This window comes from Phaeobacter sp. HF9A (assembly GCF_011806385.1).
Lineage (GTDB): Bacteria > Pseudomonadota > Alphaproteobacteria > Rhodobacterales > Rhodobacteraceae > Epibacterium.
Map to the genome: position 1 here is coordinate 1 of NZ_JAATOX010000102.1, position 14,605 is coordinate 14,605.

The following is a 14,605-nucleotide window of genomic DNA, read 5'->3' on the forward strand; positions in this document are numbered from 1 at the left end:
ATGGAGGAGCAGGGCTATGGCGCCGGGTACAACTATGACCACGAGGCCGAAGATGGCTTCTCCGGGCAGAATTATTTCCCGGATGGGGTGAAGCGGCCCCTGCTGTATCAGCCGGTGGAGCGCGGGTTTGAGCGCGAGCTGCGCAAGCGGGTGGAGTTCTTTGCCAAGAAGCGCATTCAGCGCCAGGGGGGGTAGATCGGGCTTTGGTGCAAAGCCCGAGGCCTCCGGCGGGGATATTTGGGAAAAGATGAAAGCGGGCTGGGTGCTCTGCGTGGGGTGCAGGGCGGCCATGGTGGTGAAGGGCGGCAGCATAACTTGACATCCGCGCCCACCCGCGCGAAGGACGCTGCCATGTTGATATCCATTCTGAATGTAGCACTTGGGGGCGCGATCGGGGCCAGCTGCCGGTATCTGGCCGGTGTGGGCGTCATGCGTCTGCTGGGGCCAACCCCGTTCCCGCTGGCGGTGCTGAGCGTGAACATCCTCGGCTCCTGCCTGATGGGGCTGTTTGTGGGGGTGGCGGCGCATAAGGGGCTCACCCATCTGTCACCGCTGGTGATGACGGGCATGCTGGGTGGCTTTACCACTTTCTCCTCGTTCTCGCTGGAGGCGGTGACCCTGATGGAACGCGGTGCGTTTGGGCAGGCGATACTATATATTGGCCTTTCGGTGGGGCTGTCGATCGCGGCCCTTGCCCTTGGCATGATGGCGGCCAGAGGAGTGCTGACATGAGTGGCGTACAGATGATTACGGTGAGCGAAGATGACGGTGGGCAGCGGATCGACCGCTGGCTGCGTCGGCTGTTTCCGCATGTGAGCCAGGGCCGCATCGAGAAGATGTGCCGCAAGGGCGAGCTGCGGCTGGATGGCGGGCGGGTCAAGGCGAGCTCCCGGGTCGAGGCCGGGCAGGTGGTGCGGGTGCCGCCCTTGGCGGCCAGCGACCTGAAACCGGCGGAGCCGCGTCCGGTGCATATTTCCGATGCAGATGCCAAGATGATGCGCGACAGCGTGGTCTACAAGGACGACGATGTGCTTGTGATCAACAAGCCCGCCGGTCTGGCGGTGCAGGGGGGATCGGGCACCACCAAACATGTCGATGGCCTGTCAGAGGCGCTGCGTTTTGATGCCGAGGAAAAGCCGCGGCTGGTGCACCGGCTGGACAAGGACACATCGGGTCTTTTGGTGCTGGCGCGCAATCGTGTGGCGGCACAGGGGCTGACGGCGGCGTTTCGGCACAAGAACACCCGCAAGATCTACTGGGCGCTGGTTGCTGGCGTGCCGACGCCCTATCTGGGCGAGATCAAGACCGGGCTGGTCAAGGCCGGTGGCCATGGCAAATCCGGCGAGGGCGAGAAGATGATCCCGGTGGATCCACGCGATGTGGACAGCACCCCGGGCGCCAAGCGGGCACATACCTATTACGCGACGCTTTACCGGGTTGCGAGCCGCGCCAGCTGGGTGGCGATGGAGCCGGTGACGGGCCGCACCCACCAGCTTCGGGCGCATATGGCGGGCATGGGGCATCCGATCATTGGCGATGGTAAATATGGCGGCTCCGGTCAGGAGAACCTTGGCGATGGCTGGGGCGCACAGATCGGCGGGTTGATCTCCAAGAAGCTGCATCTGCACGCCCGTCGTCTGCAATTTGAACATCCGGTGAGTGGCAAGGTGATCACCGTGACCGCCGCCTTGCCCGATCATATGAAGGAGAGCTGGGACACCTTCGGCTGGACCGAAGATCTGGCCGCCGATGATCCCTTCGAGACGCTGTTTTGAGCGCAGCACAGACCGGAACCGGGCCTTTGCGGCTGATCCTCTTTGATGTGGATGGCACTTTGGTGGACAGCCAGGGGGCCATTACGGCCTGTATGACGCAGGCCTTTGAAGGGCAGGGGCTGGTGCCGCCCGCGCGGGAGGCGATGCTGTCCATTGTCGGGCTGTCGCTGCCGGAGGCGATGGCGCAGCTGGCGCCGGAACAGCCGGCCGAGGTGCAGGCCGCGCTGGTGGATCGCTATCGCACCGCCTTCAAGACCGGGCGCCTGATGCAAGGTGCAGCGCATGCGCCGCTCTATCCCGGGGCCAAGCAGGTGCTCAACGCCTTGCAGGCGGTGCCGGAGTACCTGCTTGGCGTTGCAACCGGGAAATCCCTGCGCGGCCTTGAGGGGCTGATCGAGGCGCATGGGCTGGATATGTTCGTGACCCGGCAGGTGGCCGATCATCATCCCTCCAAACCGCATCCCTCGATGGTGTTGACCGCCATGGCGGAAACCGGCATTCCTCCCGCCGATACGGTGATGATTGGCGATACCAGCTTCGACATGGAGATGGGCCGCGCCGCCGGGGTGACCACGATTTCGGTCGATTGGGGCTATCACCCCTCGGAGCAGTTGAACGCCGACCATCACCTGACGGATTTTGCGGATCTGCCCGGGCTGCTGCGGCGGATCTGGTCTGCCGACTGAGAAGGACAAGACAGATGAGTGAATGGAAGCAGAAGCGGTTCTGGACCGACGTCACGGTCGAGGAAGAGGGTGATGGTTTTGCCGTGGCGCTGGATGGCCGCCGTGTGAAAACCCCGGTCAAGGCGCCGCTGTTGGTGCCGACGCGGGCGCTGGCCGAGGCGATTGCCCGCGAGTGGGAGGCACAGGAGGGGGTGATTGATCCGCTCTCCATGCCGCATACGCGCACGGCCAATGCCGCCCTGGACAAGGTGACGCATCAATTCGCCGAGGTGGCGGATATGCTGGCGGGCTATGGCGATAGCGACCTGCTGTGTTATCGCGCCGAAAGCCCCGAAGAGCTGGCCGCGCGCCAGGCTGCCCGCTGGGACGAGGCGCTGGACTGGGCGGCAGAGGCGCTGGACGCGCGGCTCACCCCGCGCATCGGCGTGATGCACCAGCCGCAACCGGCCGAGGCCCTGCAGCTGCTGCGCGCAAAGGTGCACGAGCAGAGCGCGTTCCAACTGGCGGCCTTTCATGATCTGGTTGGGCTGACGGGCTCCTTGATCCTGGGCTTCGCGGCCACCCGCAACTGGCGGCCATTGGACGACATCTGGGAGCTCGCGCATCTGGATGAGCGCTGGCAGGAAGAGCTGTGGGGGCCGGATGACGAGGCCCAGGCGATGGAAGCCACGAAGAAGAAGGCTTTTGAGCATGCCGCGGGGTTTTACGCGCTGGTCTAGGCAGGATCAGATCGCGATGCCGGAGCTTGAACCGCGGGTGTATCATGCCAGATACGCCCGCGATTTACGTTGGGGAAGCCTGCGACCCGCTTGTCGCCCCACCGGGGCAAGATATCGTAATTGCACTGTTAAACATCATAAAACCTGTGGCCTAAAATGTCAGCGAGTGGCTAAGGAAGAGGCAAAACCCCATCTAAACCCCTGATGACACCCTTGACGTTTGTTGATGAATCCGCCCAAACTCGGGGGCGAAAGCGGGGATGAACCCCGCTTCGTTTTACCTGCATCCTCCGCATATGATGGGGCGGGTGCTGGGCGATAGAACCACCGTAACTCAGGTGGGTAGTCAGGAAGAGGTAACAATGAACAAATCCGTATTCTTTGGCGCGCTGACCGTGGCCGGTCTTGCAGCTGGGGCATCCGCGGCTGGCACGCTGGACGACGTGAAGGCCCGCGACAAGCTGAACTGCGGCGTCACCACTGGTCTCGTCGGGTTCGCCGCGCCGAATGCAAACGGCGAATGGGAAGGTTTCGACGTGGCCGTGTGCCGTGCCGTTGCCGCAGCCGTTCTGGGCGATTCGACCAAGATCGAGTTCGTGCCGACCACCGGCAAGACACGTTTCACCGCGCTGGCCTCCGGCGAAATCGACTTGCTGGCCCGCAACACCACATGGACCTTCTCGCGCGATGTGGACCTGAAGTTCACTTTCGTTGGCGTGAACTACTACGACGGTCAGGGCTTCATCGTGCCCAAAGAGCTGGGCGTGTCCTCGGCGAAGGAACTGGACGGCGCAACCGTCTGCATCCAGACCGGCACCACCACCGAGCTGAACCTGGCGGATTTCTTCCGCACCAACAACATCTCTTACGAGCCGGTGCCGATCGAAACCAACGCCGAAGGTCAGCAGCAATTCCTGGCCGGCGCCTGTGACACATACACCACCGACGCCTCTGGTCTGGCCGCAACCCGCGCCACCTTTGACGATCCGAGCGCCTATGTGATTCTGCCGGAAATCATCTCCAAGGAGCCGCTGGGCCCGCTCGTCCGTCATGGCGACGACGAATGGGGTGACGTGGTTCGCTGGACCCTGAACGCGCTGATCGCAGCAGAAGAGCTGGGCGTGACCTCCGCCAACCTGGCAGAGATGGCCTCTGGCACCAACAACCCGGAAATCAACCGTCTGCTCGGCACCGAAGGCAACCTGGGCGAGATGCTCGGCCTCGACGCTGACTGGGCCGCAAAAGCACTGGCTGTTGGTGGCAACTATGGCGAAGTCTTCGCCAAGAACATCGGTGAAAACACCCCGATCGGTCTGGCACGCGGGCTCAACGCCCAGTGGACCGACGGTGGCCTGATGTATGCACCGCCGTTCCGTTAAGGTCGCAACCGGAAAGGGCGTGGGGTCACCTACGCCCTTTTTCCACGTTTTATAACGAATGCCGCGGTTAGACACAGAGTGAGGCAAACCTCACCGGGATGGCAGACCGTGGGCCTCGGGGATCCCTACATATGTCGATTTTGACTGACCCGCCGAAAGAGAGCTTTCGGCTGTCGATGCTGATTTACGACACCCGCTTCCGCTCCGCGACCATCCAGGTCGTCGCGCTGATCGGGTTTCTCATCCTGGGCGGATGGTTGATCAGCAATACCGCACAAAACCTTGTCGAACTGGGCAAAGAGCCGAGTTTCGGCTTTCTGAACGAGCCGGCGGGCTATGACATCAACCAGCGCCTGCTGGAGTATGACAACCAGAATACCCACCTGCGCGCCGCTCTGATCGGGCTATTGAATACGCTTCTGGTCGCCGTGATGGGCTGTGTGACAGCCTCGGTGCTGGGCGTTGTGATCGGCGTGCTGCGCCTGTCGCCGAACTGGCTTATTTCTCGCATCATGACGGTCTATGTGGAAATGTTCCGCAACGTGCCGGTGCTGCTGTGGATCGTATTCATCAACGCGATCATGATCGAGACGATGCCGGCGCCGCGTGATTTCCGGGGCGAGACGCCAGAAGCCACGATGAAGCTCATGGATACGGTGGCGATCACCAATCGCGGTGTTTATGTGCCGGAACCACTGTTTACCAACAGCCTGGGCGATGTGCATCTGTTCGGCAACAGCAGCCTGCGCTTTGATGTCTCGCTTGATCTGCTTGCCTTGCTGCTGGTGCTTGGGGCGAGCCTCTTTGCATCCGCCAAGATCCGCAGCAATGCCGACAAAACCCAGGAAGCCACGGGCGTGCGTCCGACCACCTGGCACATCCGCACCGCTGTTGTGGTGCTGCCCTCGGTTCTGCTGCTGATGTTCCTGGGTCTGCACTGGGGCTATCCGGCGCTGAAAGGGTTCAACTTTCAGGGCGGCACCTATATGCGCAACTCCCTGATCGCGCTCTGGCTGGCGCTGTCGCTCTATACTGCGGCCTTTATCGCGGAAATCGTGCGGGGCGGCATTCTTGCCATCTCCAAGGGCCAGACCGAGGCGGCCTCTGCGCTGGGGATGCGTTCCAACCGGATCATGAACCTGGTGATCCTGCCGCAGGCGCTGCGCATCATCATCCCGCCGATGATCTCGCAATTCCTCAACCTGACCAAGAACTCCTCGCTGGCGATCGCGGTGGGCTATATGGACCTGACCGGCACCTTGATGGGGATCACCATGAACCAGACCGGCCGCGAGCTGGAAACGGTGCTTCTGGGGATGCTGGTCTATCTGACCATCTCGCTGATCATTTCAGGGGTGATGAACCTCTACAACAAACGCGTCAAACTGGTGGAGCGGTGATATGAGCGATATTTCATTCGTCCGTAAAGACATGCTGCCGCCGAAAGAGCCGCCGGCAAGCGAAGTCGGGGTTCTGGGCTGGCTCAAGGTCAATCTGTTCTCCACATGGCTGAACTCGCTGCTGAGCGTGGTGGCCTTGGCCTTTGTGTCAATGGTGATTTACAAGCTGTTGAGCTGGGCATTGGTGCCGACCTGGCATGCAAAATCGCTGTCTGAGTGCCGCGAGATTTTTGCAGCGCTGGGCAAGGACGGGCATAACTCGGCTGCTTGCTGGGGGGTGATCCGGGATCGCTGGCCGCAGCTGCTGTTTGGCTTTTATCCCAACGGGGCAGAAGAGGGCGTCTCGGATCAACGCTGGCGTCCGGTGTTGGATCTGCTGCTGCTTGGCGTTGCCATGGCGCCGGTGCTGTTCTCCGAGAAAGTGCCGCGCAAGCTGATCTACTTCACCTATGTCTACCCCTTCATCATGCCCTGGCTCCTGTGGGGCGGTCCCATCTGGACTCCGATCTGCATCGCCGCAGGTTTTGTGATTGCCTATGTGGTCTATCGCGTGTTGGGCAATATCTTTGGTTCGCTTGTTGGGCTTGTCGCGGCGGTTGCGACAGCGCTGGTCTGGTGGCTGTTCCTGTCCGGGCCCATCGCGTCCGGGCTGGCGTCGATCCTGCCGATCGGGCTGGAGCCGGTCGCGAGTCGCCAGTTTGGCGGTATGATGCTGTCGATCACCATCGGCGTTGTGGCCATCGCCTGTTCGCTGCCGCTGGGCATTCTGCTGGCGCTGGGGCGGCAGTCGGATCTGTTGATCGTCAAATCGCTTTGCGTTGGGTTTATCGAGTTCATTCGGGGGGTGCCGCTGATCACGCTGTTGTTCGTGGCCTCGACCCTGTTGAACATCTTTATGCCGCCGGGCACGAATTTCGACATCATCATGCGGGTGATCATCATGGCGACGCTGTTTGCCTCCGCCTATATGGCCGAGGTGATCCGTGGCGGCCTCGCTGCGCTGCCGAAGGGCCAGTATGAGGGGGCAGATAGTCTGGGCCTTGATTATTGGCAGGCGCAGCGTCTGATCATCATGCCGCAGGCGCTGAAGATCTCGATCCCGGGGATCGTGTCCACCTTCATCGGCCTGTTCAAGGATACCACGCTGGTGTCGGTGATCGGCCTGCTGGACCCGCTGGGCCTGACCAATGCAATCCGTGCCGATGCGGCCTGGAACGGGGTGGTGTGGGAGCTCTACGGCTTCATCGCCTTCATGTTCTTCGTCTGCTGTTTCAGCATGTCCCGCTACTCCATGTACCTGGAGCGTAAACTCCAGACTGGCCACCGATAAGGAAGTAAAGAAATGGCTGAACTTGCTCTCGATCGTGAAATTGACCGCTCCAAGATGCAGGTCTCTGACGAGGTCGCGATCCAAATCTCCAATATGAACAAATGGTACGGGTCGTTCCACGTGCTGCGCGATATCGACCTGACGGTGAATCGGGGCGAGCGGATCGTGATTGCCGGGCCGTCTGGCTCTGGTAAATCCACTTTGATCCGCTGTCTGAATGCCCTGGAAGAGCATCAGGCGGGCAAGATCGTGGTGGATGGCACGGAGCTGTCGAATGATCTGAAGAACATCGACAAGATCCGCTCCGAGGTTGGCATGGTGTTTCAGCACTTCAACCTGTTTCCGCATCTGACGATCCTGGAAAACTGCACGCTGGCCCCGATCTGGGTGCGCAAGACGCCCAAGAAAGAGGCCGAAGAGCGCGCGATGCATTTCCTGGAAAAGGTGAAGATCCCCGAGCAGGCCGACAAATATCCCGGTCAGCTGTCGGGTGGTCAGCAGCAGCGTGTGGCGATTGCGCGCTCCTTGTGCATGATGCCGCGGATCATGCTGTTTGACGAGCCGACCTCGGCGCTGGACCCGGAGATGATCAAGGAGGTGCTCGACACCATGATCGAGCTGGCCGAAGAGGGCATGACGATGCTTTGCGTGACCCATGAGATGGGCTTTGCCCGTCAGGTGGCGAACCGGGTGATCTTTATGGATGCGGGCCAGATCGTGGAGCAGAACGAGCCGGAAGAGTTCTTCAACAACCCGCAGAGCGAGCGGACCAAACTGTTCCTGAGCCAGATCCTCGGCCACTGAGCACTGCTGTTGCTAAATTGAGAAAAGGCCGGGCGTCTGCCCGGCCTTTTCGCTTGTCTGGAGGAGGGAAAGGGGCGCCGCCCCCTTGTGGCCCCTATGGGGCCAGATCCCCCGGGATATTTTCAAAAAGATGAAATGGAGAACGGCGGGCAGAAGCGCCCGCCGAGGGGGATGTGGGGTTAGCGGGTCAGATGCAACGCCAGCTCTGGCTCTTTGAAGAATGCGTTCTGGCGTTCCTCAAGGGGCTGAAACCCATAGGCGGCGTAAAAGCGGCGCGCCCTGTGGTTCTTCACAAAGACGCTGAGGGTGAGGGTAGGACGGCGCTCTCGGGCGTGATCCAGAAGCGCGCGGCCTAGCCCCTTGCCCTGTGCCTCTGGCAGGACGAAGAGGCCGCCGACCTCGTTCTCGAGCAGGGAGAGGAAGCCGAGGGGGCGGCTGCCCTCCTCGATGATCCAGGTTTCTGCCATGTCGAGAAAGCTGTCGCGGATCATGGCTTCGGCCTGGTCGGTGAGGTCTTGGCTCAGGAACGGATGGGCCTGGGCGTTGGCCTGGCGCCAGATGTGGAGGACCGTCGGTTTGTCTGACGGGGTATAGGGTCTGATCATTGTCAGGGATATCCCATTTGGGACCGCTCAGGGGCGATCTGTGTGATGTTGTGAGGACATGCGCATACCAAAAGTAGCGCCACTGATCTGCGGCTTTTTAGCGGTTTGGGTCATGCGTCGGTGGCGCGTCTTGCGCCAACATCAACGGGACATCAAATCTCCTGTGTTGCTGCGCTCAAGGCTATGAGATCCGGCGGCGGCGGGCAAGGCTCACTCGCCCAGAAGTTCGCGCGGGACCACGAAATCCAGCACCCTGCCTGTGCCCGGTTGCAGGCTGGTCCAATCGTCGATGGGGAACTCCAGCACCAGCGTGGCGCCGGTCGGGTAGTCTTCGAAGCGCGAATGCGCGGGCGGGTGTTTGACGATCTGATGGGCAAATTGCATCAGGCCGGGGTTATGTCCCAGCAGCATCACGGAGGGGACCTCGGCATTGCGCAGGGTGTCAAAAAGGATCTCCGGCGTGGCATGATAGAGCCGTTCGCTGAAAGTCGCGGGCGCGGAAAGCCCCATCAGATCATAGGTTTCCCGGGTGCGCTGCGCGGAGGAGGAGATCACCTGGTCAGGTTGGATGGGCAAGGCGCGCAGCCAGTGGCCGAGGGCCTCGGCGGAGCGCTGGCCACGTGTGTTGAGCGGTCTGGCGTGATCGCTGGGGGCGTCGGTGTTCCAGGCGGATTTGGCATGGCGGGTCAGAAAGAGGGTACGGGTCATGGGCGGTGAAAATATCTCATGTGGTGAGCGGTTTGCGCCCTGGGGCGCCCGAAAGCAGCGCTGAGCGGGCAGGCCCGGCGCGCGATACAGCCCGATGCCATGCACTCCGCTCCTTGCGGTGTATCAAGATGGTCGTGACAGGCTGACAGGTTATAGGGGCCGCCGTCAACCAATGCGTGTGCAGGGCAGGCCGAAAGGCAGGGCCGAGCGGGGCAGCTGTTGCAGGGAGACTCTGCGCGCGGGGGAGCGGGGATGTCAAATACATCGTCAAACAGAAGGGCTCCACGGTAAGATATCAACAGGCCAACCGCATCATGCACCAGCATTTGCGACGGGGATGTGAAAGCGCGCCCCGAGGCCAGCCCCCAGGCAATGAAGGGCTGATAGGGCGGCCCGCCAAAGGGGTAGCGCACCTCGGCGCCCATATCAGCGGCCAGGGTACCAATCACGCGGGTAGAGAAGCGGTCCACCGGGTCGGGCTGGTTGTCGAGCCCTTCGGGGGCGGCGTTGAGCGCGGCCCAGAACCCGCTGTCGGTGCCGATCAGCACAAGGGTGCCGCGATCCGCTCCCGGGACCGGGGTTCGCGGGGGATGCAGCGCGCCGTAGATCATCATCCCCGTCGGGACTAGGCGGCGGGCGATCTGGTCATACTGGTCGGAAGGGCTGCTATTGTTTGACATGGGGGCAGGAAACCCCGCCCGCGCGTCGCTGGCAACTGCCGCAGCGACCTGGGAGGGCGGTTTCCGGTGAATTTATCCCGTCAGCGGGTCAGCCGCGAATCATCGAGCCAGCGCCGTGGTCGGTAAAGAGCTCCAGCAAGACCGCATTGGAAACCCGGCCATCGACGATGGTACAGGCACGCACGCCGTTGCGGACCGCATTGAGGGCGGTTTCGGTCTTGGGGATCATGCCACCCGCAATCACGCCCTCGGCGGTCATTGCCTCCACATCGGCGGCGGTGAGCTCGGTGACCACCTTGCCCTCGGCGTTCTTCACGCCCGCCACATCGGTCAGCAAGAGCAGCCGGTCTGCCTTGAGCGCGGCGGCAACCGCGCCTGCGGCCGTGTCGCCGTTGATATTGAAGGTTTCCCCCTCGATGCCCGCGCCGATGGGGGCGATGACGGGGATGAATTCCTTTTCAAACAGGCTGTGCAGCATATCCGCATTGACCTGCGACGGGGTGCCAACAAAACCGAGCGCGGGGTCGGTTGCCTTGCAGGTGATCAGGTTGGCGTCCTTGCCGGAAAGGCCGATTCCCTTGCCGCCCTGGGCGTTGATCGCCTGCACGATGCGCTTGTTGACCATGCCGGAGAGCACCATTTCGACCACCTCCATGGTGGCCTTGTCAGTGACGCGCTTGCCGTTGACGAAATCCGACTTGATTTGCAGCTTGTCGAGCATCGCATTGATCATCGGCCCACCGCCATGCACCACCACCGGGTTCACGCCGACCTGGCGCAGGAGCACCACATCGCGGGCAAAACTCTCCATGCCCTCGTCGCTGCCCATGGCGTGACCGCCGAGCTTGATCACCACAATGGCGTCGTCATAGCGCTGGAGGTAGGGCAGGGCGCTTGAGAGGGTTTCAGCAGTGGCAATCCAGTCGCGGTTCATGTCTTGGGTCTTCATCACTGTCAGGTCCTGAGGCGGCCCAAGGCGCGGGCGCGGGGTGGTACATGCGTGTAGCCCATTTTGCCGCCCGGTGCCAAGGGAGGATACGTCGATGTGCCATTGCTGCGGCGCGGGGGGCTGCTACTGTGGCGGCAGATTTGCGTTGAGAGGATCCACCATATGCGCCGCAAGACACTGCTTCTGACCGGGGCCAGCCGGGGAATTGGCCATGCCACCGTGCGCCGTTTCAATGCCGAGGGCTGGCGGGTGATCACCTGTTCGCGCCATCCCTTTCCCAAGGAATGCCCCTGGGGCGGTGGCGAAGAGAATCACGTACAGTTGGATCTGTCGGACCCCTCCGACACCATCAACGCAGTGGGGGTGATCCAAGAGCGGCTGCAAGACGGCAAGCTGGATGCGCTGGTCAATAACGCCGGGATCTCTCCCAAGGGGCCGAATGGCGAGCGGCTGAGCACTCTGAACACCGACCTGATGGATTGGGCCAAGGTGTTCCACGTCAATTTCTTTGCCTCGGTGGTGCTGGCGCGCGGGCTGCGCGAGGAACTGGCCGCGGCCAAAGGATCGGTGGTCAATGTGACTTCGATCGCCGGCAGCCGGGTGCATCCCTTTGCGGGGGCGGCCTATGCCACCTCCAAGGCGGCCTTGGCGGCGCTGACGCGGGAAATGGCGCATGACTTCGGCCCGCTTGGCGTGCGGGTGAATGCGATTGCACCGGGCGAGGTGGAGACCGCCATCCTCAGCCCCGGCACGGAAAAGATCGTGGAACAACTGCCGATGCGGCGGCTTGGTCAGCCCTCCGAGGTCGCCGATGCGATCTATTTCCTGTGTTCCGAGCAGAGCAGCTATATCTCGGGAACCGAGATCGAAGTGAATGGCGCGCAGCATGTCTGACAGGCGTGCCATCAGGCCCGACCGCGTGGGCCGGGCCTGACAGGGGGTTAGCTCAGCAGCTGTTTCATGCGCGGCAGGTTGGAGAGCACCAGCACATCCAGCGCCAGAACCGCAAGCAGCGTCAGCCCCACCAGCGGGAAGGCGAGCGAGGTAAACAGCCCGATCAGCACCGCGCCTTTCCAGAAGGGCATATCCCGCGGCATCGGCGGCGCGGCCAGCCGTGCGGCGCCGCTGGGGCGACGTTTCACCCACATCACCACGCCAGAGACGCACAGAAAGATCACCGAGAGGCAGAAGCTGACATTCAGCACAAAGTTCCAGAGCCCGGTCAGCCCCATATGCAGCGGAATGCCCACCGCCATCGCCTTGCCCGCCCAGGAATAGTCGTCATAGGACACATCGGCGAGGATCTTGCCGGTGAACTGGTCGATATGGATGGTGCGGTCGATGAAGGGATCATTGCCGTCGCCGGACATGCTGTCACGGTTGATGGTCCAGACGCCGGTGTCGCTTTGCGGCACTGCCACGCGGAACCGCCCCTCCAGCCCCAGCGAGCGGCCAAAGGCGACGATGGTCGGCAGGCTCGCAGGCTGCCCCTCTTGCAGGCCGGGAATACCCGCGCTGGAGCCGGAAAGCGGCATTGGCGTCTGCTCCAGCGCCCAGGGCACGTCATTGGTGGTACCATGGTTCAGATGCTGCGCATGGGTGCTCTCCGAGAGCGGCACCGCATCCCACTTCTGCGCCGGAAAGGTGGACCAGGCCTGCACGAATTTGCCGCCCCAGATCCCGGCCCAGGAGAGACCGGAAATCAGGAACAGAATCAGCAGCGCCGAGATCCAGAAGCCGGTGACCGCATGCAGGCTCTTCCACAGCGCCCGTCCGCGCGCCCGCAGGTTCGGGATAAACACCGAGGCGGGGTTCTGGCGCGGCCACCAGATATAAAGGCCGGTGAAGACCAAAAGCAGCCCCAGCCCGGCGGCGATCTCGATCAGCCGATCTCCGACATCGCCAATCAACAGCGTGCTGTGCACATTGTCGGCCCAGTCATACCAGCCCGCGCGCCGATCCCAGATCTTCAGCACCTCGCCGCTATAGGGATCCAACGCCACCAACCGATTGCCGCCCTCAGCGGGGGCGATACGGAACACGGTGGCCAGATCGGGGCCTTTGGGGCCGATCCATTCGACCAGCTTGCCGGGTTGAGCGGCCAGCGCCGCCTCGGTCTGGGCCTGCACAGACAGCTCGCTCGGGCCGGGCGTGACATGGATGTTTTCGCCGTCGCGCCCGTCAATCTGGGTGAGCACCATCATCATCAGGCCGGTGATGGCCAGCACGAGCAAGAAGGGAATCACATAAAGCGCGGCGTAGAAATGCCAGCGCCAGGCGGCAAAATAAAAGGTTTGCGACAGGGTCGGGGTGACGGACCGGTTGTCCGCCTCTGGGGTTTGGCTGAATGCCATGGGGTATCTCCATACCAAATAGGGACCGGACCAAGGTCCGGCGCATCAAAACGATTGATTTTGGGATCAGGAGAGCGCGGGCGGGCCGCGGGCGTCATACTGCCAGTAATACCCGGCAGTGTGATGGGTGAAGGCCGCGTGAAACCACAGATCACGAGTCGGCCCCATCAGGGGCAGCGGCAGTTCGGCGGCGACATGGGCGATCACCGGCGCCTGCGCCGCAAAGGGACAGCTGCGGCTGCCTTGTTTGTCTTCGGAATGCTCTGGCGCCGTGTCGCCATCGGGATCGACCCAGAGCTCCTGCGGGCCGTCGCCGGTACAGATCACCAGCAACATCTTGCCCTCGGTGCCGGAACCCGGCATCCAGCCCGCCGGGATCAGCCCCGCGACCAGAATGGCCAGGAGGCCAAGATATGTCACCAGACGGTGCAGGATCTCAGTCCAGATGCGCGATGACGGAGCGCAGCGTGGCAATTCCGTCGCCTTTTTCCGAGGAGGTCAGGATCAGCTCCGGGTAGGCGGCGGGATGTTTGCTCAGCGCGCCGCGCACCTGGTCCAGAACCTTGTCGCGGTCCTGCGCCTTGACCTTGTCGGCCTTGGTCATCACCACCTGAAAGGTCACCGCCGAAGCATCCAGCAGCGCCATGATCTCCTCATCGACCTTCTTGACGCCGTGACGGTGGTCAATCAGCACAAAGGCCCGGCGCAGGGTCTGGCGGCCCGACAGGTATTGCTTCAGCAACCGCTGCCATTTCTCCACCACCGCCAGCGGCGCATTTGCATAGCCGTAACCGGGAAGGTCAACGAGATAGAGTTCGGGCCCCTGGGTGAAGAAGTTGATCTCCTGCGTCCGCCCCGGCGTGTTGGAGGCCCGCGCCAGCCCCTTGGTGCCGGTCAGCGCATTGATCAGGGAGGATTTCCCCACGTTGGATCGCCCCGCGAAACAGACTTCCAGCCGGTCGGCAGGCGGCAGGCCGGACATGGCCACCACGCCTTTGACAAACTCTGATTGGCCGGCAAAGAGCTTGCGCCCGACCTCCTGAGAGATCTCATCCGGTTCGTCAGCAAGGGGAAAGGGCAGTTGGCTCATCTGGGGGTCCACGTATTTTTTGCGCTTCTAGCAGGCTTGGCCCGGCAAAGAAATCCAGAAATCCCCGCGCCTCGGCTTTTCATCTTTTCATAAATATCCCGGGGAGCGCGAGGGGCAGCGCCCCTC

At 62.3% G+C, this 14,605-nt stretch carries 16 protein-coding genes and 1 pseudogene; 10 read left to right on the top strand and 7 right to left on the bottom strand.

What is annotated here, in order from left to right; genetic code table 11:
- The 9 genes and pseudogenes from HCZ87_RS15645 to HCZ87_RS15685 form a co-directional block, all read left to right on the top strand.
- Nucleotides 1-195 (top strand): annotated as a pseudogene (locus tag HCZ87_RS15645) (replication-associated recombination protein A); the annotation flags it as partial.
- Between the two features lie 156 nt (nt 196-351).
- Nucleotides 352-732, top strand: coding sequence for a fluoride efflux transporter CrcB (gene crcB / locus HCZ87_RS15650; protein ID WP_167645156.1), 381 nt, complete (start codon nt 352-354; stop codon nt 730-732).
- Nucleotides 729-1,775 carry an RluA family pseudouridine synthase gene (locus HCZ87_RS15655; protein WP_167645158.1) on the top strand — a complete coding sequence of 349 codons (1,047 nt, stop codon included), beginning with the start codon at nt 729-731 and terminating at the stop codon, nt 1,773-1,775. Before crcB ends, HCZ87_RS15655 begins: the two co-directional genes overlap by 4 nt.
- A complete protein-coding gene (locus HCZ87_RS15660) occupies nt 1,772-2,461 on the top strand; it encodes an HAD-IA family hydrolase (RefSeq protein ID WP_167645160.1) in 690 nt (229 codons plus the stop codon). Before HCZ87_RS15655 ends, HCZ87_RS15660 begins: the two co-directional genes overlap by 4 nt.
- Before the next feature lie 14 nt (nt 2,462-2,475).
- Nucleotides 2,476-3,180 carry an ATP12 family chaperone protein gene (locus tag HCZ87_RS15665; RefSeq protein WP_167645162.1) on the top strand — a complete coding sequence of 235 codons (705 nt, stop codon included), beginning with the start codon at nt 2,476-2,478 and terminating at the stop codon, nt 3,178-3,180.
- Nucleotides 3,181-3,542: 362 nt separating this feature from the next.
- Nucleotides 3,543-4,559 carry an amino acid ABC transporter substrate-binding protein gene (locus HCZ87_RS15670; protein WP_167645163.1) on the top strand — a complete coding sequence of 339 codons (1,017 nt, stop codon included), beginning with the start codon at nt 3,543-3,545 and terminating at the stop codon, nt 4,557-4,559.
- 131 nt (nt 4,560-4,690) lie between these two features.
- Nucleotides 4,691-5,959 carry an amino acid ABC transporter permease gene (locus HCZ87_RS15675; protein ID WP_167645165.1) on the top strand — a complete coding sequence of 423 codons (1,269 nt, stop codon included), beginning with the start codon at nt 4,691-4,693 and terminating at the stop codon, nt 5,957-5,959.
- Between the two features lies 1 nt (nt 5,960).
- Nucleotides 5,961-7,289: an amino acid ABC transporter permease gene (locus HCZ87_RS15680; protein WP_167645167.1), complete on the top strand. Its 1,329-nt coding sequence runs from the start codon at nt 5,961-5,963 to the stop codon at nt 7,287-7,289.
- Nucleotides 7,290-7,301: 12 nt separating this feature from the next.
- Entirely contained in the window at nt 7,302-8,093 is a 792-nt protein-coding gene (locus tag HCZ87_RS15685) for an amino acid ABC transporter ATP-binding protein (RefSeq protein ID WP_167645169.1), read from the top strand.
- A gap of 179 nt (nt 8,094-8,272) precedes the next feature.
- Here HCZ87_RS15685 and HCZ87_RS15690 read toward each other — a convergent pair whose 3' ends face one another.
- The 4 genes from HCZ87_RS15690 to argB all read right to left on the bottom strand — a co-directional run bounded on the left by HCZ87_RS15690 (nt 8,273) and on the right by argB (nt 11,035).
- Entirely contained in the window at nt 8,273-8,698 is a 426-nt protein-coding gene (locus HCZ87_RS15690; protein ID WP_167645171.1) for a GNAT family N-acetyltransferase, read from the bottom strand.
- 210 nt (nt 8,699-8,908) lie between these two features.
- Nucleotides 8,909-9,406: a histidine phosphatase family protein gene (locus HCZ87_RS15695; RefSeq protein ID WP_167645173.1), complete on the bottom strand. Its 498-nt coding sequence runs from the start codon at nt 9,404-9,406 to the stop codon at nt 8,909-8,911.
- Nucleotides 9,403-10,086: a ferredoxin gene (locus HCZ87_RS15700; protein WP_167645174.1), complete on the bottom strand. Its 684-nt coding sequence runs from the start codon at nt 10,084-10,086 to the stop codon at nt 9,403-9,405. The genes HCZ87_RS15695 and HCZ87_RS15700 overlap by 4 nt, the downstream gene beginning before the upstream one ends.
- Before the next feature lie 88 nt (nt 10,087-10,174).
- Nucleotides 10,175-11,035: an acetylglutamate kinase gene (argB, locus tag HCZ87_RS15705; RefSeq protein WP_167645175.1), complete on the bottom strand. Its 861-nt coding sequence runs from the start codon at nt 11,033-11,035 to the stop codon at nt 10,175-10,177.
- Nucleotides 11,036-11,197: 162 nt separating this feature from the next.
- Between argB and HCZ87_RS15710 the strand changes: the two genes are divergently transcribed.
- Nucleotides 11,198-11,929 (top strand): SDR family NAD(P)-dependent oxidoreductase, encoded by a 732-nt coding sequence (locus HCZ87_RS15710; protein WP_167645177.1) that lies wholly within the window; start codon nt 11,198-11,200, stop codon nt 11,927-11,929.
- A 47-nt stretch (nt 11,930-11,976) separates the two neighbouring features.
- Here HCZ87_RS15710 and HCZ87_RS15715 read toward each other — a convergent pair whose 3' ends face one another.
- From HCZ87_RS15715 to yihA, 3 genes are all read right to left on the bottom strand, one after another.
- Nucleotides 11,977-13,389 carry a PepSY domain-containing protein gene (locus tag HCZ87_RS15715; protein WP_167645179.1) on the bottom strand — a complete coding sequence of 471 codons (1,413 nt, stop codon included), beginning with the start codon at nt 13,387-13,389 and terminating at the stop codon, nt 11,977-11,979.
- Between the two features lie 66 nt (nt 13,390-13,455).
- On the bottom strand, nt 13,456-13,809 hold the full coding sequence (locus HCZ87_RS15720) for a DUF2946 family protein (protein WP_167645181.1): 354 nt from the start codon (nt 13,807-13,809) through the stop codon (nt 13,456-13,458).
- Between the two features lie 16 nt (nt 13,810-13,825).
- Nucleotides 13,826-14,479: a ribosome biogenesis GTP-binding protein YihA/YsxC gene (gene yihA, locus HCZ87_RS15725; protein ID WP_167645183.1), complete on the bottom strand. Its 654-nt coding sequence runs from the start codon at nt 14,477-14,479 to the stop codon at nt 13,826-13,828.
- Nucleotides 14,480-14,605: the final 126 nt, after the last annotated feature.